This window comes from Kribbella sp. NPDC051770 (genome assembly GCF_040681455.1).
Taxonomy (GTDB): Bacteria; Actinomycetota; Actinomycetes; order Propionibacteriales; family Kribbellaceae; genus Kribbella.
On sequence record NZ_JBFAYT010000023.1, the window covers coordinates 1 to 18410 of the forward strand.

20 protein-coding genes are annotated in these 18410 nt (G+C 70.4%); 14 read left to right on the plus strand and 6 right to left on the minus strand.

The genetic code is table 11. From position 1 onward, the window contains the following. Nucleotides 1-358 (plus strand): sulfite exporter TauE/SafE family protein (locus tag AB0M01_RS38585; RefSeq protein WP_363677705.1); only part of this gene is annotated, 358 nt, incomplete at its 5' end. Here the strand turns inward: AB0M01_RS38585 and AB0M01_RS38590 are convergent. Then, nucleotides 342-989: a TetR/AcrR family transcriptional regulator gene (locus AB0M01_RS38590; RefSeq protein WP_363677707.1), complete on the minus strand. Its 648-nt coding sequence runs from the start codon at nucleotides 987-989 to the stop codon at nucleotides 342-344. The two genes, AB0M01_RS38585 and AB0M01_RS38590, sit on opposite strands and share 17 nt — an antisense overlap. Nucleotides 990-1038: 49 nt before the next feature. On the opposite strand from AB0M01_RS38590, the gene AB0M01_RS38595 reads away from it, so the two are divergent. Continuing rightward, nucleotides 1039-1992 (plus strand): NADPH:quinone oxidoreductase family protein, encoded by a 954-nt coding sequence (locus AB0M01_RS38595; protein WP_363677709.1) that lies wholly within the window; start codon nucleotides 1039-1041, stop codon nucleotides 1990-1992. Nucleotides 1993-2034: 42 nt separating this feature from the next. After that, on the plus strand, nucleotides 2035-2466 hold the full coding sequence (locus tag AB0M01_RS38600; protein ID WP_363677710.1) for an organic hydroperoxide resistance protein: 432 nt from the start codon (nucleotides 2035-2037) through the stop codon (nucleotides 2464-2466). Between the two features lie 60 nt (nucleotides 2467-2526). Here the strand turns inward: AB0M01_RS38600 and AB0M01_RS38605 are convergent, their stop codons facing one another. From AB0M01_RS38605 to AB0M01_RS38615, 3 genes are all read right to left on the minus strand, one after another. Further along, nucleotides 2527-3351 (minus strand): helix-turn-helix transcriptional regulator, encoded by an 825-nt coding sequence (locus tag AB0M01_RS38605; protein WP_363677788.1) that lies wholly within the window; start codon nucleotides 3349-3351, stop codon nucleotides 2527-2529. Between the two features lie 196 nt (nucleotides 3352-3547). Continuing rightward, a complete protein-coding gene (locus tag AB0M01_RS38610) occupies nucleotides 3548-4084 on the minus strand; it encodes a YbaK/EbsC family protein (RefSeq protein ID WP_363677712.1) in 537 nt (178 codons plus the stop codon). Then, complete coding sequence (locus AB0M01_RS38615) at nucleotides 4084-4377, minus strand: GNAT family N-acetyltransferase (protein ID WP_363677714.1); 294 nt, start codon at nucleotides 4375-4377, stop codon at nucleotides 4084-4086. The genes AB0M01_RS38610 and AB0M01_RS38615 overlap by 1 nt, the downstream gene beginning before the upstream one ends. A gap of 140 nt (nucleotides 4378-4517) precedes the next feature. On the opposite strand from AB0M01_RS38615, the gene AB0M01_RS38620 reads away from it, so the two are divergent. The 9 genes from AB0M01_RS38620 (at nucleotide 4518) to AB0M01_RS38660 (ending at nucleotide 13099) form a co-directional block, all read left to right on the plus strand. Then, the gene (locus AB0M01_RS38620) at nucleotides 4518-6098 is read left to right on the plus strand and encodes an MFS transporter (RefSeq protein ID WP_363677715.1); all 1581 of its coding nucleotides are present in this window, start codon (nucleotides 4518-4520) and stop codon (nucleotides 6096-6098) included. A 10-nt stretch (nucleotides 6099-6108) separates the two neighbouring features. Further along, nucleotides 6109-7581, plus strand: a complete 1473-nt coding sequence (locus tag AB0M01_RS38625) for a cobyric acid synthase (RefSeq protein WP_363677716.1) — start codon at nucleotides 6109-6111, stop codon at nucleotides 7579-7581. 15 nt (nucleotides 7582-7596) lie between these two features. Beyond that, on the plus strand, nucleotides 7597-8154 hold the full coding sequence (locus tag AB0M01_RS38630; protein ID WP_363677717.1) for a DinB family protein: 558 nt from the start codon (nucleotides 7597-7599) through the stop codon (nucleotides 8152-8154). 21 nt (nucleotides 8155-8175) lie between these two features. Continuing rightward, nucleotides 8176-9048 carry an RNA polymerase sigma-70 factor gene (locus tag AB0M01_RS38635; RefSeq protein ID WP_363677719.1) on the plus strand — a complete coding sequence of 291 codons (873 nt, stop codon included), beginning with the start codon at nucleotides 8176-8178 and terminating at the stop codon, nucleotides 9046-9048. A gap of 33 nt (nucleotides 9049-9081) precedes the next feature. Next, on the plus strand, nucleotides 9082-10230 hold the full coding sequence (locus tag AB0M01_RS38640) for a CaiB/BaiF CoA-transferase family protein (protein ID WP_363677721.1): 1149 nt from the start codon (nucleotides 9082-9084) through the stop codon (nucleotides 10228-10230). A gap of 16 nt (nucleotides 10231-10246) precedes the next feature. Further along, nucleotides 10247-11389, plus strand: coding sequence for an acyl-CoA dehydrogenase family protein (locus AB0M01_RS38645; protein WP_363677722.1), 1143 nt, complete (start codon nucleotides 10247-10249; stop codon nucleotides 11387-11389). Between the two features lie 123 nt (nucleotides 11390-11512). After that, the gene (locus AB0M01_RS38650; protein WP_363677724.1) at nucleotides 11513-12109 is read left to right on the plus strand and encodes a molybdopterin-dependent oxidoreductase; all 597 of its coding nucleotides are present in this window, start codon (nucleotides 11513-11515) and stop codon (nucleotides 12107-12109) included. Continuing rightward, nucleotides 12079-12813, plus strand: coding sequence for a ferredoxin reductase (locus AB0M01_RS38655; RefSeq protein ID WP_363677726.1), 735 nt, complete (start codon nucleotides 12079-12081; stop codon nucleotides 12811-12813). Before AB0M01_RS38650 ends, AB0M01_RS38655 begins: the two co-directional genes overlap by 31 nt. Nucleotides 12814-12826: 13 nt before the next feature. Beyond that, nucleotides 12827-13099: a DUF6510 family protein gene (locus AB0M01_RS38660; protein WP_363677728.1), complete on the plus strand. Its 273-nt coding sequence runs from the start codon at nucleotides 12827-12829 to the stop codon at nucleotides 13097-13099. Here AB0M01_RS38660 and AB0M01_RS38665 read toward each other — a convergent pair. After that, complete coding sequence (locus AB0M01_RS38665) at nucleotides 13079-14170, minus strand: alpha/beta hydrolase (protein WP_363677730.1); 1092 nt, start codon at nucleotides 14168-14170, stop codon at nucleotides 13079-13081. The two genes, AB0M01_RS38660 and AB0M01_RS38665, sit on opposite strands and share 21 nt — an antisense overlap. Before the next feature lie 75 nt (nucleotides 14171-14245). After that, nucleotides 14246-14968: a MerR family transcriptional regulator gene (locus tag AB0M01_RS38670; protein WP_363677732.1), complete on the minus strand. Its 723-nt coding sequence runs from the start codon at nucleotides 14966-14968 to the stop codon at nucleotides 14246-14248. 83 nt (nucleotides 14969-15051) lie between these two features. Here AB0M01_RS38670 and AB0M01_RS38675 point away from each other — a divergent pair, with 83 nt between their 5' ends. Next, nucleotides 15052-16269, plus strand: coding sequence for an acetyl-CoA C-acetyltransferase (locus AB0M01_RS38675; protein WP_363677734.1), 1218 nt, complete (start codon nucleotides 15052-15054; stop codon nucleotides 16267-16269). Next, nucleotides 16266-18404 carry a 3-hydroxyacyl-CoA dehydrogenase NAD-binding domain-containing protein gene (locus AB0M01_RS38680; protein ID WP_363677735.1) on the plus strand — a complete coding sequence of 713 codons (2139 nt, stop codon included), beginning with the start codon at nucleotides 16266-16268 and terminating at the stop codon, nucleotides 18402-18404. Before AB0M01_RS38675 ends, AB0M01_RS38680 begins: the two co-directional genes overlap by 4 nt. Nucleotides 18405-18410 lie beyond the last annotated feature (6 nt).

Here is an 18410-nt window from a genome sequence, read left to right on the forward strand (position 1 = left end):
CACCCACCGCGGCGCCTGGTGGGTGATCCCGGCGGTCTTCCTCACCGGCGTGTACGGCGGCTACTTCGGCGCCGCGCAGGGCGTGCTGCTGATGGCGATCCTCGGCCTCGGCCTGGACGCGAACCTGCAGCGGATGAACGCGCTGAAGAACGTGCTGGCCACCTTCGTGAACACGGTCGCGGCGATCCTGTTCGTGATCGTCGCCGACGTCGACTGGCTGGCCGCGGCGCTGATCGCGGTCGGTTCGACGATCGGCGGGTTCGTCGGCGCTCGCTACGGCCGCAAGCTCCCGCCGATCGCGTTGCGCTGCCTGATCGTGGTGATCGGCGTCGTCGCGATCGTCACGATGCTGTTCTGAGTCCGCCGATCAGCAGGTCGAGGCCGTAGTCGAACTGCTCCTCGCCGCCGGTGGTCCGGGCCAGCTCCGGCGCGAGCTCGACGACCGTCGGGAACTCGGTCGCCGACAGCGACTCCATCGTCGTCCGCAGCCGGCGCAGCCCTTCGGGGTCGCGCTGCTCGGAGGCCATCTGGATCTCCCACGAGGTCGCGCCGAGCACGTAGGTGAACAGCGTCGTGTGCGTCCGCGCCGCGGTCTCCTTGTCGAACCCGGCCGATCGCAGTACGCCGAGCAGCCCCTCGGCGACCCGCGCGGTCTCGTGCCCGCTCAGCGGCCGCCCGGCAAGTAGTTGCGCCAGGCAAGGATGTTGGAGCATCAGCCGGCGCAGCCCGCGGCAGACCGCGCGGACCTGGTCCGGCCAGTCCTCACCCGGCGGGACCGGAGGCAGCAGGCCCATCAGGTGGTCGCGGACGGCGTCGTACAGGTCGTCCTTGTTGCGGAAGTAGGTGTAGATCGCCATCGGGCCGACACCCAGTTCACCGCCCAGCGCGCGCAGGCTGAAGCTGTCGAGACCGCGGCCCTCCATCAGCTCCAGGGCGGTGGTGACGATCAGCTCGGGGTTCAGCGTATTGCGGGGCGTGCGAGTTGCCATACGCTGTACTGTACAGTGTAAGGAGACCAACTGAGAGGAAGTGTCAGGCGTGCGTGCAGTGCAGATCACCGAGTTCGGCGGTCCGGAGGTCCTGAAGGTGGCCGAGGTCGAGGCGCCGGTGGCCGCTGAGGGTCAGGTGCTGATCACCGTCGACCGGGCCGGCATCAACTACGCCGACACCCACCAGGTCGAGAACAGCTACCTGACCAAGGCCAAGCTCCCGCTGGTCCCCGGCGGCGAGGTCGTCGGCCGTACGGCGGACGGCCGCCGCGTGGTCGCCCTGGTCGGCACCGGCGGGTACGCCGAGCAGGCGGTCGCTTCGAGCGTGTCGGTGTTCGACGTCCCGGACGGCGTCAGTGACGGTGACGCGCTCGCGCTCGTCGTCCAGGGCACCAGCGCCTGGCACCTGCTGAAGACCTCGACGAACCTGCAGCCCGGCGAGTCCGTGCTGATCCACGCCGGTGCCGGGGGAGTGGGATCGCTCGCGATCCAGCTCGCCAAGCTCTGGGGTGCCGGCCGGGTGATCGCGACCGCGTCGTCGGAGGAGAAGCGGCAGCAGACCCTCGATCTCGGTGCGGACGTCGCCATCGACGGCACCCCCGAGGGCCTGAAGGACCGGATCCTCGAGGCGAACGGCGGCAAGCCGGTCGACGTGGTGCTGGAGATGGTCGGCGGCCAGACCTTCGACGAGTCGTTCGAGGCGCTCGCGCCGTTCGGCCGGCTGGTCACCTTCGGCGCGGCCTCCGGCGAGGCTGCGAAGGCGCTGGCCCCCGGCCGGCTGATGAAGGGCTCCCGGACCGTGGCCGGTTTCTGGCTGGTCGACTGCTTCCGGCGGCCCGGGATGCTCGGCGACTCGCTGCAGGACCTGTTCGAGCTGGTCGCGGCGGGCAGGCTGAAGCCGATCGTCGGTGCCGAGTACGGCTTGTCCGAGGTCGCGACGGCGCACGAGGACATGCGTGCCCGGCGGACCGTCGGCAAGCTGCTGCTCGACCCCACCCGCTGAACCTCCGCTCCACTCGCTGACCCCCACGAGGAGATCAACCGCATGACCATCGCAGTCGAGAAAGTCATCTACACCGCTCGCGCGACCGCCCAGGGCGGCCGGGACGGGCACACCGCCTCCGACGACGGCAAGCTGGACGTCACCGTCGCGCCGCCCAAGGAGATGGGTGGCAACGGCGAGGGCACGAACCCCGAGCAGCTGTTCGCGGCCGGGTTCGCCTCCTGCTTCCACAGCGCGCTGAAGCTGGTCGCGCGCAAGGCGCGCGTCGACTGCGACGGCTCGACCGTCACCGCCGAGGTCGGCATCGGCCCGATCAACGGCGGCGCCGGCTACGGCCTGGAGGTCGCGCTGGTCGTCAGCCTGCCCGGCGTCGAGCGCTCGGTGGCCGAGGAGATCGTGGCGAAGGCCCACGAGGTCTGCCCGTACTCGAACGCGACCCGCGGCAACATCAAGGTCGACCTGCAGGTCGCCTGACCGCCGGCGAACAGAAGCCTCCGGATGATCAGAATTCTGATCATCCGGAGGCTTTTCTGATCAGTGCATCCGCTCCAGCGCTTCGAGCAGCAGCCGCGGGGTCTCGCTGACCGGCGCCGCCGCGATGCTCAGCGCGTCCATGATCGCGGCGTACTCGTCGAGATCCTCGACCTTGTCGAGGTAGAGCGCGCTGGCCGCGTGCTCGATGTACACCACGTCGGGCAGGTCGCCCTCGGGGAAGCGCAGAATACTGAACGCTCCACCGGCACTGGGGTAACCAACGCTGCTGAACGGCATCAGCTGCAGGGTCAGGTTCGGCAGTTTGGTGAGCTTGATCAGGTGCTCGATCTGCTCGCACATCACCTCGCGGCCGCCGACCGGACGGTGCAGGACCGCCTCGTCGATGACCACCCAGAGCTTGACCGGGTTCACCCGGGTGAGGATCTGCTGCCGGGTGACGCGCAGCGCGACCCGCTGGTCGATCTCCTCCTGCGGCAGGTAGGCCTTGCCGAACTGGACCACCGCGCGGGCGTAGTTCTCGGTCTGCAGCAGCCCGGGAACGAACAGCACCTCGTAGGTGCGGATCAGCTTGGCGGCGACCTCGAGGCCGACGTAGTTGGAGAACCAGGCCGGCATCACGTCGCCGTACCGGGACCACCAGCCGGGGTTGTTCGCGGCCCGGGCCAGCTCCATCAGGCGCTCGCGCTCGCGGTCGTCGCTGAGCCCGTACAGCCGGAGCAGGTCGGCGACGTCGCGCTCCTTGAAGCCGACCCGGCCGAGCTCCATCCGGCTCACCTTGGACTCCGAGGACCGGATCTGCCAGCCGGCGTCGGCCCGGCTGATCCCCGCGGTCTCCCGCATCCGGCGCAGGTGCCCGCCCAGCATGATCCGCAGAGCGGTAGGCCCGCCGTCGTCCCCGCCTGTCACGGTCACGACCTCATCACGCCTTCCCCAGCCTCCCTGCGTCCCCTGATCGAGGGCAGGAGGCAGCCGCCTCTCACCCAAGACCCTCCGATGCTAGCGCCCCGGGCGCGATCTGGCGCCGATTTCCCGCGGCCCGCCGGAACCTGACCCGGCAGCCTCAGGCGGCCGGGCTGGACAGCGCGAGCACGGTGGACGCCGGGAGCGTGGCCAGCGCGGCGCCTTCGATCAGGATCTTCGACGATCGCAGACCGCTGCCGATCACGACCAGGCCGGCCGTGGTCACCGACTCGTCGACCAGCACCGGCCAGCCGTCCGGGAGCCCGATCGGCGTGATGCCGCCGTACTGCATACCGGTGCTGCTGACCGCGTCGTCCTGGGCGGCGAACGAGATCTTCCGGACGCCGAGGTGCTTGCGGACCACGCCGTTGACGTCGGCCCGGTGCGTGGCCAGCACCATCACCGCGGCGTACGTCGACTCACCCGCGCGCTTGCCGTGCACGATCACGCAGTTGGCCGACGCGGCCATCGGTACGTCGTACTCGGCGCAGAACGCGGCGGTGTCCGCGAGCTCCGGGTCGATCGCCGCCGCGTACGCCGGCAGCTCACCGAGCGCGGCCCGGACCGGCTCGGCCAGCAGGTCCGGTACGTCGGCCGCCGGCTGCCAGTCGAGCTTGCCGAGCTCCGGCGCCGCCACTACTTCGACTCCAGCAGGTCGGCGTACTCGGGGTGCTTCTCGAAGTACTGGATGTAGTACGGGCAGGCCGGCCGCACCTTGAGGCCGGCGGCGCGGGCGTCCTCGAGCGACTGCTTGGCGACCTTGCCGGCCACCCCGCGGCCCTGGAACTCCGGCATCGTCTCGGTGTGCAGGAAGGTGATGTGCTCGCTGGTCCGGCGGTAGGTGGCGATCCCCATCAGCGCGCCGGAGGCGTCGCGGGCCTCGTACCGGTGCTGCTCGGGGGCGTCCGCGACGGTCACGTCGTTGTCCATGCGGGCCACTGTAGCCAGCCCGGCCGCAGCCTCGGAGCCGGTGCCCGCGGGCCGGAACCATCGGCCACGGATGAAAACTCCGGGCACGGGGTACCCGGTCCAACGGACAACTTCAGACCGGCCGGGAGGAGAGGCGGGGTATGAGCGAACACGCGTTGGAGGAGGGCAAGGCGATACCGAGCCTGGTGCCCGCCCGGATGGACCGGTTGCCGTGGACCCGCTTCCACTGGATGATCGTCGTCGGCCTCGGAGTCTCCTGGATCCTGGACGGTCTGGAGATCCAGCTGGTCTCGCTGGTCGGCAACGTGCTGAAGGAGTCGCAGACCCTCGGGCTGACCACCGCGGAGGTCGGGCTGCTGGCCTCGATCTACCTGGCCGGCGAGGTGGTCGGCGCGCTGTTCTTCGGCCGGCTGACCGACCGCTGGGGCCGCCGGAACCTGTTCATCATCACGCTCGTGGTCTACCTGGTCGCCTCCGGCGCGGCCGGCCTGAGCTGGGACTTCTGGTCGATCGCGCTGTGCCGGTTCGTGGCCGGGATGGGCATCGGCGGTGAGTACGCCGCGATCAACTCCGCGATCGACGAGCTGATCCCGTCGAAGTACCGCGGCCGCGTCGACATCGGCGTCAACGGCACCTACTGGGGCGGCGCGCTGATCGGGTCCGCGGTCGGCCTGGTCTTCCTCAACGACGACATCGTGCCGATCGAGTGGGGCTGGCGGCTGTGCTTCCTGATCGGGCCGGTGATGGGCCTGATGATCATCTACCTGCGCCGGCACATCCCGGAGAGCCCGCGCTGGCTGATGACGCACGGCCGGGTCGAGGAGGCCGAGCGCACCGTCGACCAGATCGAGGAGACCGTCCGCCGCCAGGGCGGCGAGCTGCGCGAGGTCGGCGACGACGAGGCGATCAACGTGGTCGACTACCCGCCGGTGACGTACCGCGAGATCGCGCACGTGATGCTGACCAAGTACCGCAGCCGGTCGTTCCTCGGCTTCTCGATGATGGTCACCCAGGCGTTCCTCTACAACGCGATCTTCTTCACCTACGCGCTGGTCCTGAAGGCGTACTTCGGGCTGAACGACTCCAGCATCGCGCTGTACTTCTTCCCGTTCGCGATCGGCAACCTGGCCGGGCCGCTGCTGCTCGGCCACCTGTTCGACACCATCGGCCGGCGCAAGATGATCCTGGCCACGTACTCGATCTCGGCGGTGGTGCTGTTCGTCACCGCGCTGCTGTTCAACGGCGGCGCGCTGAACGCGGCGACGCTGACCGGGCTGTGGTGCGTGGTGTTCTTCTTCGCCTCGGCGGGCGCGTCGTCGGCGTACCTGACGGTGAGCGAGATCTTCCCGATCGAGCTGCGCGGCCAGGCCATCTCGTTCTTCTTCGCAATCTCGCAGCTGACCGGTGGTGTGGTGGCGCCGTTCCTGTTCGCGTCGCTGATCGGTGAGGGCGACAACCCGGCCCGCGGTCCGCTGACGGTCGGTTACATCATCGGCGCGGTCGTGATGCTGGTCGGTGGCCTGATCGCCTGGTTCTTCGGGGTGGACGCCGAGGGGCAGTCGCTGGAGAACGTCGCGACGCCGCTCTCGGCGCGTGAGCGTGCGTCGTCGACGCGGTTCCAGGGGACGAACCCCCGGTTGCCGAGCGCGCAGGCGCAGGGCCGCGGGATCACACCGATCGTCCCGAACGGCGACGACGAGGAGCCGCCGAAGGACACCTAGGATCTGCGGTGTGAACTCGCTGCTGATCGCCGGTACGACCTCCGACGCGGGCAAGACGACCGTGGTGACGGGGTTGTGCCGGTGGTTGGCACGCCAGGGCATGCGGGTCGCGCCGTACAAGGCGCAGAACATGTCGAACAACTCGATGGTCTGCGCGGACGGCGCCGAGATCGGCCGCGCGCAGTGGATCCAGGCCGTTGCCGCCGGCGCCGAGCCGGAGGCCGCGATGAACCCGGTGCTGCTCAAGCCGGGCAGCGACCGCCGCAGCCACGTCGTGCTGATGGGGGAGCCGTGGGGCGAGCTGACCGCCCGCGGCTTCCTCACCGAGCGCGTGGAGCTCGCGAAGGCGGCGTTCGCGGCGTACGACGATCTGGCGAGCCGGTACGACGTGGTGATCAGCGAGGGCGCCGGCAGCCCGACCGAGATCAATCTGCGGCAGTCGGACTACGTCAACATGGGTCTCGCGCAGCACACGCGGGCGCCGGTCGTCGTGGTCGGCGACATCGATCGCGGCGGGCTGTTCGCGTCGATGTTCGGGACCGTCGCGCTGCTCTCGGCCGAGGACCAGCGGCTGATCAGCGGCTTCGTGGTGAACAAGTTCCGCGGCGACGTCTCGCTGCTGCAGCCGGGCATCGACATGCTGACCAGCGTCACCGACCGGCCGACGTACGGCGTGCTGCCGTGGCTGCCCGAGCTCTGGCTCGACTCCGAGGACGCGCTCGACATCCCCGCGCGCCGGACCGATCACGACCCGGACGTGCTGACGATCGCCGTCGTGCGTTTCCCGCGGATCAGCAACTTCACCGATCTCGACGCGCTCGCGGTCGAGCCGACGACGAGCGTGTTCTTCACCGCGAGCCCGGCCGAGGTCCGCGACGCCGACCTGGTCGTGCTGCCCGGGTCGCGGGCGACGACGTCCGACCTGGCCTGGCTGCGCGAGACCGGTCTCGCCGATGCCGTCCAGGCGCGGGTCGCGGCCGGGCGGCCCGTGCTCGGGATCTGCGGCGGCTACCAGTTGCTCGGCGGCGCGATCGACGACCCGTACGGCGTGGAGGGCGGCGGGTCGCACACCGGGCTCGGGTTGTTGCCGGTGGCCACGGAGTTCGCGCCGGAGAAGGTGCTCGCGCGGCCGGCGCCGACGGCGTACGAGATCCATCACGGCGTGGTCGGGGTGACCGGCGACGCAGAGGAGTTCCCGGGCGGCTGCCGGACCGGGGTGGTCTGGGGGACGATCTGGCACGGGCTGCTCGACGACGATGCGGCCCGGCACGCGTTTCTGACCGAGATCGCGGCGCTCGCGGGCAAGCGGGCACCGGACGGCACGGTGTCGTTCGCCGCGCTGCGCGAGGACCGGCTCGACCGACTCGCGGATGCGATCGACGAGCACCTCGACACCGCGGCGCTGCTGAGGCTGATCGAGAAGGGCGCGCCGAGCGGGCTGCGATTCGTGCCGCCGGGAGCGCCGGTTCTGTCGGTGCCCTGAGCTAGCGTCGGCCGCATGGACCTCAAGTCTGTGCTGCACGAGTACCTGCGCTCGACCCGAGCGCTGCTGCTCGCCAAGCTCGACGGCATCAGCGAGTACGACCGGCGCCGTCCACTCGTGCGCTCCGGCACGAACCTGCTCGGCCTGGTCAAGCACCTCACCGGCATCGAGTACGTGTACCTCGGCACCAGCGTCGGCCGTCCGCCGGAGCAGCCGCTGCCGTGGGAGGCGGACGGCTCGGTCTGGGAGGGCGCGGACATGTGGGCGCTGCCGACGGAGTCCACCGAGTACCTGACCGGCCTGTACCAGCAGGCCTGCGCGCACAGCGACGAATCGCTCGCGCTGCTCGACCTGGACACACCCGCCGACGTCCCGCACTGGACCGACGGCCGGACGACGCTCGGCGCGCTGCTGGTCCGCGTCGTGGACGAGACCGCCCACCACGCCGGTCACGCCGACATCGTCCGCGAGCTGATCGACGGTCAGGGCGGCAAGGACGCCGACGCCCTGGACGAGACCGGCTGGCACGAGTACTACGGCAAGCTCCAGCAAGCCGCCGAGACCTTCCGCTGAGGGCGCTGCGAGACTGAGGGGATGGAGGACAGCTTCGAGCGGGAGCGCGGACGGATGTTCGCGATCGCCTACCGGATGCTCGGGACGGTGACCGACGCCGAGGAAGTGCTGCAGGACGCCTGGCTGCGCTGGCAGGGCGTCGACCAGTCGACGGTCACCAACCCGACCGGCTTCCTGGTCAAGACCGTCACGAACCTCTGCCTGAACCAGCTCACCTCCGCGCGCGCCCGGCGCGAGACGTACGTCGGCGAGTGGTTGCCCGAGCCGGTGCTGACGAACCGGCCCGGCCCGCTGGACGTCGTGTCCGAGCGCGAGGAGGTCTCCTTCGCGCTGCTGACCTTGCTCGAACGGCTGAGCCCGCCCGAGCGTGCGGCGTACGTGCTGCGGGAGGCCTTCGGGTACTCGCATCGCGAGGTCGCCGAGCTGATCGGCACCAGCGAGGCCAACGCGCGGCAGTTGCATGCGCGGGCCCGTAAGCACGTCGCCGTCGAGGAGCCGCGCAACGAGCCCGTCGATCGGACGCACTGGCAGGAACTGGTTTCCCGCTTCCTCGCGGCCGCTCACCAGGGCGATCTCGAAGGCTTGACCGAGCTGCTGACCGCCGACGTCGTCTCGCGCTCGGACGGCGGCGGCAAGGTCAGCGCCGCGCGCCTGCCGGTGGTCGGCGCGGACAAGGTCGCTCGCTACCTGCTCGGCTCGCTGGTGAAGTTCGGCGCCGACGTCGAGTTCGGCTTCACCGAGGCCAACGGCGAACCCGCGCTGCTGGCCACCGACCCGACCGGCGTCCGGGCGGTCTGCTTCGTCACGTTCAGCCGCGACCTGATCAGCTCGCTCGACCTGGCGATGAACCCGGACAAGCTGCACACGGTGGAGCGCCAGCTGACCATGGCTTGACGACTGTGACAGTGGAACTGTCACAATGGCGCTATGGGTCCACTGCGCGGGGTCAAGGTGGTCGAGCTGGCCGGGATCGGGCCGGCGCCGTTCGCGTGCATGCTGCTGGCCGAGCTCGGGGCGGACGTGCTGCGGGTGGAACGGCCGGGCGGCGGGCTCGCGATGGGACCACCGGAGTACGAGCTGGTGAACCGCGGGCGGCGCAGCGTCGCGCTCGACCTGAAGCGGCCGGAGGCGATCGACGCCGTCCTGCAGCTGGTCGGGCAGGCCGACATCCTGGTCGAAGGCTTCCGGCCGGGCGTCGCGGAGCGGCTCGAGCTCGGCCCTGAGGACTGCTGGGCGGTGAACGAGCGGCTGGTCTATGGGCGGATGACCGGCTGGGGGCAGGACGGTCCGTTGGCGCAGTCGGCCGGGCACGACATCGACTACCTCGGGCTGTCGGGGGCGCTGCACGCGATCGGGCGTGCGGGCGGGCCGCCGCAGGTGCCGGCGAATCTGCTCGGGGACTTCGCCGGTGGATCGCTGTATCTGGTGATCGGGGTGCTCGCTGCGCTGACCGAAGCGCGGTTGAGCGGCCGGGGCCAGGTCGTCGACGCGGCGATCGTCGACGGGTCGGCGCACCTGACGACGATGCTGCTCGGGGCGCTGGCGAGCGGGGTGTGGAAGCAGGAGCGGGGGACGAACCTGCTCGACACCGGGGCGCCGTTCTACGACGTGTACGAGACCGCCGACGGCAAGCACATGGGTGTCGGCGCGATCGAGCCGAAGTTCTACGACGAGCTGATCGGGCTGCTCGGGATCAGCCCGCCTGACCGGTACGACGTGGCGTCGTGGCCCGAGTTGCGTGAGCAGCTGGCCGCGGCGTTCGCGGGGAAGACGCAGGCGGAGTGGACCGAGGTGTTCGACGGCACGGACGCGTGCGTCGCGCCGGTGCTGCCGTTGGCGGGGGAGCATCCGCACCTGGCGGCGCGCGGGGTGTTCGTCGAGAGGGACGGGATCCGGCAGGCCGCGCCCGCGCCGCGGTTCTCGCGGACGCCGAGCGAGCTCGGGCGGCCGCCGAGCCGGCCGGGGGAGCACACGCGGGAGGCGCTGGCCGAGTGGGGTGTGACCGATGTGGACGACCTGCTGAGGAGCGGCGCCGCCGTACAAGCAGCAGCCGAGCAAGCCGCCGTACAGGACTGACCGAAGGAGCCCGCCCGTGCAACGTCACCTCTTCGACGCCGACCACCACGCCTTCCGTGAGACCGCGCGCGCCTTCTGCGACAAGGAGATCGTGCCGCACCACGACGCCTGGGAGGAGGCGGGCATCGTCCCGCGCGAGCTGTGGACGGCGGCCGGCAGCGCGGGGCTGCTCGGGTTCATGATGCCCGAGCAGTACGGCGGCGGAGGCGTGCGCGACTACCGGTTCAACGCGGTGCTGATCGAGGAGCTGACGCGGGCCCGGGCCAGCGGGGTCGGGTTCAGCATCCACACCGACATCAACTCGGCGTACCTGCTGGACTACGCGACCGACGAGCAGAAGGCGCGCTGGCTGCCCGGGTTCTGCAGCGGCGAGACGATCACCGCGATCGCGATGACCGAGCCCGGCGCGGGCAGCGACCTGCAGGGCATCCGGACGACGGCCGTCCGCGACGGCGACGAGTACGTGATCAACGGGCAGAAGACCTTCATCTCGAACGGCATCCTCGCCGACCTGGTGATCGTCGTCGCCAAGACCGACCCGGACGCCGGCTACCAGGGCATCTCGCTGCTCGTCGTCGAGCGCGGCACGCCCGGCTTCGAGCGCGGCCGGAACCTGGACAAGATCGGCCTCAAGGCCCAGGACACCGCCGAGCTGTTCTTCGACAACGTCCGCGTCCCCGCGACCAACCTGCTCGGCCAGGAGGGCCAGGGTTTCGTGCACCTGATGGAGAAGCTCCCGCAGGAGCGCCTCACCATCGCCGTCGTCGCGGCCGCGGCCTGCGAGAACATCCTCGAGTCGACCCTGGCCTACGTGAAGGAGCGCACCGCCTTCGGCCGCCCGATCGGCTCCTTCCAGAACAGCCGCTTCGTCCTCGCCGAACTGGCCACCGAGACCCAGATCGCCCGCGTCTTCGTCGACCGCTGCATCGAGGAACTGACCGCCGGCACCCTCACCGTCAGTGAGGCCGCGATGGCCAAGTGGTGGACCACCGAGCTCCAGAAGAAGGTCGTCGACCGCTGCCTCCAGCTCTACGGCGGCTACGGCTTCATGACCGAGTACCCGATCGCCAAGGCCTACCTGGACACCCGCATCCAGACCATCTACGGCGGCACCACCGAGATCATGAAGGAGATCATCGGGAGAACGCTGGGGGTCTGAGCAAGGTGGACCGGATCCACCGAGGACATCGGACACGTGGATTCCCAGTCATTTGACGGGGTCCAACGCGGCCCGGACGTGCCAGACTGCTGCCGAGAAGGTCTGGAGCGAGGAGGTCGGCTGATGGGAATCGTGTCGCCGGGGTTCACCGGGCGGCGGCGGGGCGGGACGGAGTTGCCGCCGGGGCAGTACCTGACGCGGGACTTTCCGGTGCTGTCGGCCGGACCGACGCCGCACATCCTGCCGGAGCACTGGGAGTTCAGCATCGCCACCGAGAGTGGTGAGGTGCACAAGTGGGACTGGGCGGCGTTCCTGGAGCTGCCGGCCGAGGAGATCACCCGTGACATCCACTGCGTGACGCGCTGGTCGAAGCTGGAGTCGGAGTGGAAGGGCGTCTCGCTGGACACCCTGTTCGCCGACGTCGAGACCGGTGCGGACTTCACGATGGCGCACAGCTACGGCGGCTACACCACGAACGTCCCGCTGGAGGACCTGCTCGACGGGCAGGCCTGGATCGCCTACGAGTTCGAGGGCGAGCCGCTGCACCCCGAGCACGGCGGTCCGGCGCGGTTGCTGATCCCGCACCTGTACTTCTGGAAGAGCGCCAAGTGGGTCCGCGGCCTGGTGCTGTCCGACACCGACGACCTCGGCTTCTGGGAGACCGCGGGCTACCACGAGTACGGAGACCCATGGAAAGAACAGCGGTACGCCGGCGACTGACCTGGCAGACCGGCACGGTCACCGAGGTGCGGGAGGAGACCGCCACCGCCCGGACGATCGTGCTCGACCTGCCGGACTGGCCCGGCCACCTGGCCGGGCAGCACCTGGACGTCCGGCTCACCGCGCCGGACGGTTACCGCGCCTCGCGGTCGTACTCGATCGCCTCGGCGTGGACCGGTTCGACGGTCGAGCTGACCGTCGAGGTGGTGGACGACGGGGAGGTCTCGCCGTACCTGGTGCAGGTCGTCGGGGTCGGTGACCCGCTGGAGGTCCGCGGCCCGGTCGGGGGCTGGTTCGTCTGGCGCCCGGAGGACGTGGGCCGGATCCAGCTGATCGGCGGCGGCTCCGGCGTCGTACCGCTGATGGCGATGCTGCGCGAGCACGCGCACGCCGCCAGCACGGTGCCGGCCCGCCTGCTGTACTCCGTACGCCGCCCGGAGGCGGTCATCTACCTGCCCGACCTGAAGAAGCTGGCGATGTCCGACGACGTCGACCTGACCTTCGTCTACACCCGGGAGGCGCCGCCCGGCGAACCCCGGGTCGGCCGGATCGACGCCGAGGTGCTGACCGCCAAGGCGTTCGGAGCGGCCGACGACCTGACCACCTACGTCTGCGGCCCGACCGGGTTCGTGGAGACGGTCGCCGACCTGCTGGTCGGCGCCGGCCACGACCCGGCCCGGGTCCGTACCGAACGCTTCGGATGACAGGAGGACCGCGATGACCGCGGATGTCCCGACCTACTTGGACGGCAACGCGGCGGCGGGCGCGCTCAGCGAGGTGTTCGCCGTCGACCTCACCGCCGCGATCGGCAAGTGCGCCGGCTGCGGCCGCGCCGGCGTCTTCGCCGAGGCGCACCTCTACCTGTCCGCGCCGGGCATGGTCGCCCGCTGCCCGGGGTGCGACGACGTGCTGCTGCGTGTCGTCACCACCCCGAGCGAGACCTACCTGGATCTGCGCGGGCTCACCTACCTACGGGTGTCCAACGGGTAGGTCCTTGCTGATCGTCACCGGGTTCATCCGCTGGTCGCCGAGCAGGTAGTGGCGGTAGAACGCGGAGATGTACGTCGTCGCGACCTCGCGCTGCTGGGTCTCGGTGAGCTGCTTGTCCGAGGAGCCGGTGCTCGACTTGCAGCGTCCCGGCCCGGCCGGGGTGGCGTCGTCGTACGCGCCGATCTGGCCGCTGCCCGGTGACCACTGGCTGTTGAAGAAGTCGTGGTTCGCGCCAGGGATGAAGTACTGGAACAGCGGCGCCTTGTTGTGCGCCTGCAGGTAGTTGTAGACCTGCCCCTGGACGGCGCCGTCGCAGCTGCCGATCAGCCCGGCCACCGGGATGTTCGTGATCCGGTACGGGTCGTACGACTCCCCGTCCGGGTCGTCGTCGGGGGAGTAGGGCTCGGCCGGAGCGAGCGGCACGACCGCCTTCACCCGTACGCCGGCCGGCCAGTCCTTCTGGTGGATGTCCGCGGCCTGGAAGAGCGTGCCGCGCCCGCCACGGGAGTGACCGAGCAACCCGACGTTCATCAGGTCGGCGTGCCCGCGGAAGTCGACCACCTTGCCGTGGTCGCGCACCTTGCCCGCGAGCGGGCCGCCGCCGGTGGTCGCGAGCTTCTGCCACATCGCGAGGTGCTTGTTGATCAGGGCCGCGCGACCGGCGTCCTGCTCCTCGCCGAACTGCGGGATGGTGCCGTTCGCGCCGATCGAGATCACGATCATGCCCTGGGCGGCGAGCACGTCGCCGAGGTAGTCGTAGCCGCGGTAGCTCGGCATCACCTCGGTGCCCGCCGGGCACGGCCAGTCGGACACCAGCTGGCCGGCCTTGCGGTCGATGCAGGTGTCCCACAGCCCGTGCGACATCAGCACCACCGGGTACTTGCCGGACAGCTTCTTCGGGTAGTGCACGACCGCGGTCAGCTCGGCCTTCAGGTCGGTGCCGGGCAGCGTGTAGGCGGTCGCACCTAGGTCGTACGTCGCCGTGCCCACCGCGGGTGGCGCGGCTGTTGCCTGCGGCATCGAGTTGAGCAGGAGGATCAGACTGGTGGCGGCCAGCAGGACCTTGCGCACAGGACGTCCTTTCGTCGGTTGTCCTGTCGACGTGCGGGTCGGCGCCGGGGTTGGCACCGAAATGTCCGGATCCTGTCAGCGTCGCCGGCGGCGTACGGTGTCGCGCTGGGTCTCGCCGACCGCGCGCTCGTAGGCGAGCACCAGGCCCTGGATGGTGACCGGTTTGAACCGCTCGACGAGCTGCTGGATGTGCTCCGGCGGGCCGCCCGAGTCGCGGTAGTGCGGCCAGACCTTGGTCCGGAACACCTCGGTCAGCTCCTCGGCGATCGCCCGGCCGTGCTCGGTGAAGATCCGGCCGGCCGCGAGCACCGCCTCGACCGGCAGGTCGAGGTCGAGCAGCTCGACGCCGAGGCTGAGGTGCGCGGTGGCGACCTGGAAGACGTCCTCGTCCGGAGTCGGCTCGACGACGCCGAGCGCGACCAGCATCTCGATGTCGTCGTCGGTCAGCTCGCGACCGGTACGCCGGACCAGCGTCGGCCGGTCGAGCGTCTCGGGCAGGTCGCGCATCCACGGTGTCAGCAGCGTCCGGTGCAGCGCGATGTCCTGCGGGGACGCGTCGTCCGGGATCCGTTCCAGGTAGCCCTCGATCGCGGACAGCGTGAACCCGTGCGCCTGCAGCTCGCGGACCAGGTCGAGGCGGGCGATGTGCTCGGGGCCGTAGTACCCGACCCGGCCGCGGCGGACCGGCGGCGGGATCAGCCCGCGGCCGGCGTAGAAGCGCAGGGTCCGGACGGTCATCCCGACCCGGGTGGACAGCTCGTCGACGGTGAGCGTCGCGTCAGGGGCGGGTTCGGACATGGCCGAGATCATAATGGCCCCTCTTGACGACCGTGACACCAACACTGTCACAATCGGGGGACGACTCGACCGACGGGACCACCATGAGTGAAGCCTTCCTGTACGACGCGATCCGCACGCCGCGGGGCAAGGGCAAGCCGACCGGCGCGCTGCACGAGGTCAAACCGATCCAGCTGGTCACCGGCCTGCTGCACGAGCTGCGCGCTCGCCACCCGGAGCTCGACCCGGCGGCCATCGACGACGTGGTGCTCGGGGTGGTGACGCCGATCGGCGACCAGGGCATGGACATCGCGCGCACCGCCGTACTGGCGGCCGGGTACCCGGAGACGACCGGCGGCGTCCAGCTCAACCGCTTCTGCGCGTCCGGGCTGGAGGCGGTCAACCAGGCGGCGCAGCGGGTGCGCTCGGGCTGGGAGGACTTCATCCTGGCCGGCGGAGTCGAGTCGATGTCGCGTGTCCCGATGGCCTCCGACGGCGGCGCCTGGGCGATGGACCCGGAGACCGCGCTGCAGACCAACTTCATCCCGCAAGGCATCAGCGCCGACCTGATCGCGACCATCGACGGTTTCTCCCGCACCGACGTCGACGCGTACGCCGCGGAGTCGCACGCGCGGGCCGCGAAGGCCTGGGCGAACGGGTACTTCGCGCGCTCGGTCGTCCCGGTCGACGACCGCAACGGCCTGCGGATCCTCGACCACGACCAGCTGGTCCGCCCCGGTACGACGGTGGAGACGCTGGCCGGGCTGCCCGCGTCGTTCGCCGCGATCGGCGAGCACGGCGGGTTCGACGCGGTCGCGCTGGAGAAGTATGTGCGGGTGGAGCGGATCGAGCACGTGCACCACGCGGGCAACTCCTCCGGCATCGTCGACGGCGCCGCGTTGGTGGCCATCGGCAACGAGAAGGCGGGCGCGGCGCTCGGCCAGGCGCCGCGCGGACGGGTGGTCGCGGCCGCGGTCAGCGGCGCCGACCCGACCATCATGCTGACCGGACCCGCGCCGGCCGCGCGCAAGGCGCTGGCCAAGGCCGGGCTCGAGGCCGGCGACATCGACCTGTTCGAGATGAACGAGGCGTTCGCCGCCGCGGTGCTGCACTTCATGGCCGACCTCGGCGTACCGCACGAGAAGGTGAACGTGAACGGCGGCGCGATCGCGCTCGGGCACCCGCTCGGCGCCACCGGCGCGATGCTGATCGGAACCCTGCTGGACGAGCTGGAGCGCCGTGAGCTCCGCTACGGTCTGGCCACCCTGTGCGTCGGCGGCGGGATGGGCGTCGCGACCATCATCGAGAGGCTGGCGGCATGATCTCCTGGACCGAGGACAGCGGGATCGTCACGCTGACGATGGACGACCCGGACGCGTCGGCGAACACGATGAACGACGCGTACCTGACCGCGATGGGCGCGACCGTCGAGCGGCTGCAGGCCACTGAAGGTTTGCGCGGTGTCGTGATCACGAGCGCGAAGAAGACGTTCTTCGCCGGTGGCAACCTGCAGCTGATCTCCCAGGCTCGACCTGAGGACGCGGCACAGGTCTTCGCGACCGTCGAGGAGGTCAAGCGCCAGCTCCGCGCGCTGGAGACGCTGGGCGTCCCCGTTGTTGCCGCGATCAACGGCTCGGCGCTCGGCGGCGGGCTGGAGATCGCGCTCGCCTGCCACCACCGGATCGTTGCCGACGACAACCGGATCGAGCTCGGCGTCCCGGAGGTCACGCTCGGCCTGCTGCCCGGCGGCGGTGGGGTCACGCGGGCGGTCCGGATGCTCGGGCTGCAGGACGCGTTGATGCAGGTGCTGCTGCAGGGTCAGCGGATGAAGCCCGCGCACGCGCAGTCGGTCGGCATCGTCGACGAGATCGTCCCGCGCGACGAGCTGCTCGCCCGTGCTCAGCAGTGGATCGAGTCGTACGACGGCGACGCCAAGCAGCCCTGGGACCGCGACGGCTACAAGATCCCGGGCGGTAGGCCGTCCTCGCCGAAGCTCGCCGCGTTCCTGCCCGCCTTCCCGGCCAACCTGCGCAAGCAGCTCAAGGGCGCGCCGTACCCGGCGCCGCGGGCGATCATGAGCGCCGCCGTCGAGGGCGCCCAGGTCGACTTCGCCACCGCCTCCCGGATCGAGTCGCGCTACTTCGTCTCGCTGGCGACCGGGCAGATCGCCAAGAACATGATCAACGCGTTCTTCTTCGAGCTGCAGGCGATCAACGCGGGTGCCTCGCGGCCGGACGGCGTACCGGCGTACCGGGCGGTGAAGGTCGGCGTGCTCGGCGCGGGGATGATGGGCGCCGGGATCGCGTACTCCTGCGCGAAGGTGGGGATCGAGGTCGTGCTGAAGGACGTCTCGCTGGAGGCGGCCGAGAAGGGCAAGCAGTACTCCGAGAAGCTGCTCGCCAAGCAGCTGAAGAAGGGCCGGACGACCGCGGCGAAGGCCGAGGCGTTCCTCAGCCTGATCACGCCGACCGCCGATCCGAACGACCTGGCCGGCTGCGACCTGGTGATCGAGGCGGTCTTCGAGAGCGAGGAGCTCAAGCAGAAGGTCTTCGCCGAGATCGCCGGCGTGGTCGAGCCGGACGCGCTGCTCTGCTCGAACACCTCGACGCTCCCGATCACGTCGCTGGCCGACGGCATCGACCGCCCGGACGACTTCATCGGGATGCACTTCTTCTCGCCGGTCGACCGGATGCCGCTGGTCGAGCTGATCGTGGGGGACAAGACCTCCGACCGCGCGCTGGCCAAGGCGTACGACGTGGTCCGGCAGATCAAGAAGACGCCGATCGTGGTCAACGACAGCCGCGGGTTCTTCACGTCGCGGGTGTTCGGCACGCTGGTGATGGAAGGCGCGGCGATGGTTGCCGAGGGCGTCGACCCGGTGACGGTCGAGCGGGCCGCCACCCAGATGGGCTTCCCGGCCCCGCCGCTGGCGATGCTGGACGAGGTGACGCTGACGCTGCCGCAGAAGATCCGCGACGCGGCCCGGGCGGCGGGCGACAGTGCGGGTGCGTTCGATGAGCACCCGGGGATGGCGGTGACCGATCGGCTGGTCAGCGAGTTCGACCGCAAGGGCAAGGCGGCCGGTGCTGGGTTCTACGAGTACCCGGCGGACGGGCCGAAGCGGCTGTGGCCGGGGCTGTGGGAGCACTTCGGCGGCGCTGCCGACGTACCGTTCGCCGATCTCCAGGAGCGCCTCACCTTCGCGATGTCGCTCGAGACCGTGAAGTGCCTCGACGAAGGCGTGCTGCGCTCGGTGGCCGATGCGAACATCGGCTCGATCTTCGGCATCGGCTTCCCGCCGCTGTACGGCGGCGCCCTGCAGTACATCAACCAGTACGCCGGCGGGCTGCCCGGCTTCGTCGCCCGGGCGCGTGAGCTGGCGGCGGCGTACGGGTCTCGTTTCGAGCCGAGCGCGCTGCTGGTGCGCAAGGCCGAGGCCGGTGAGCGTTTCAGCTGAGCAGTA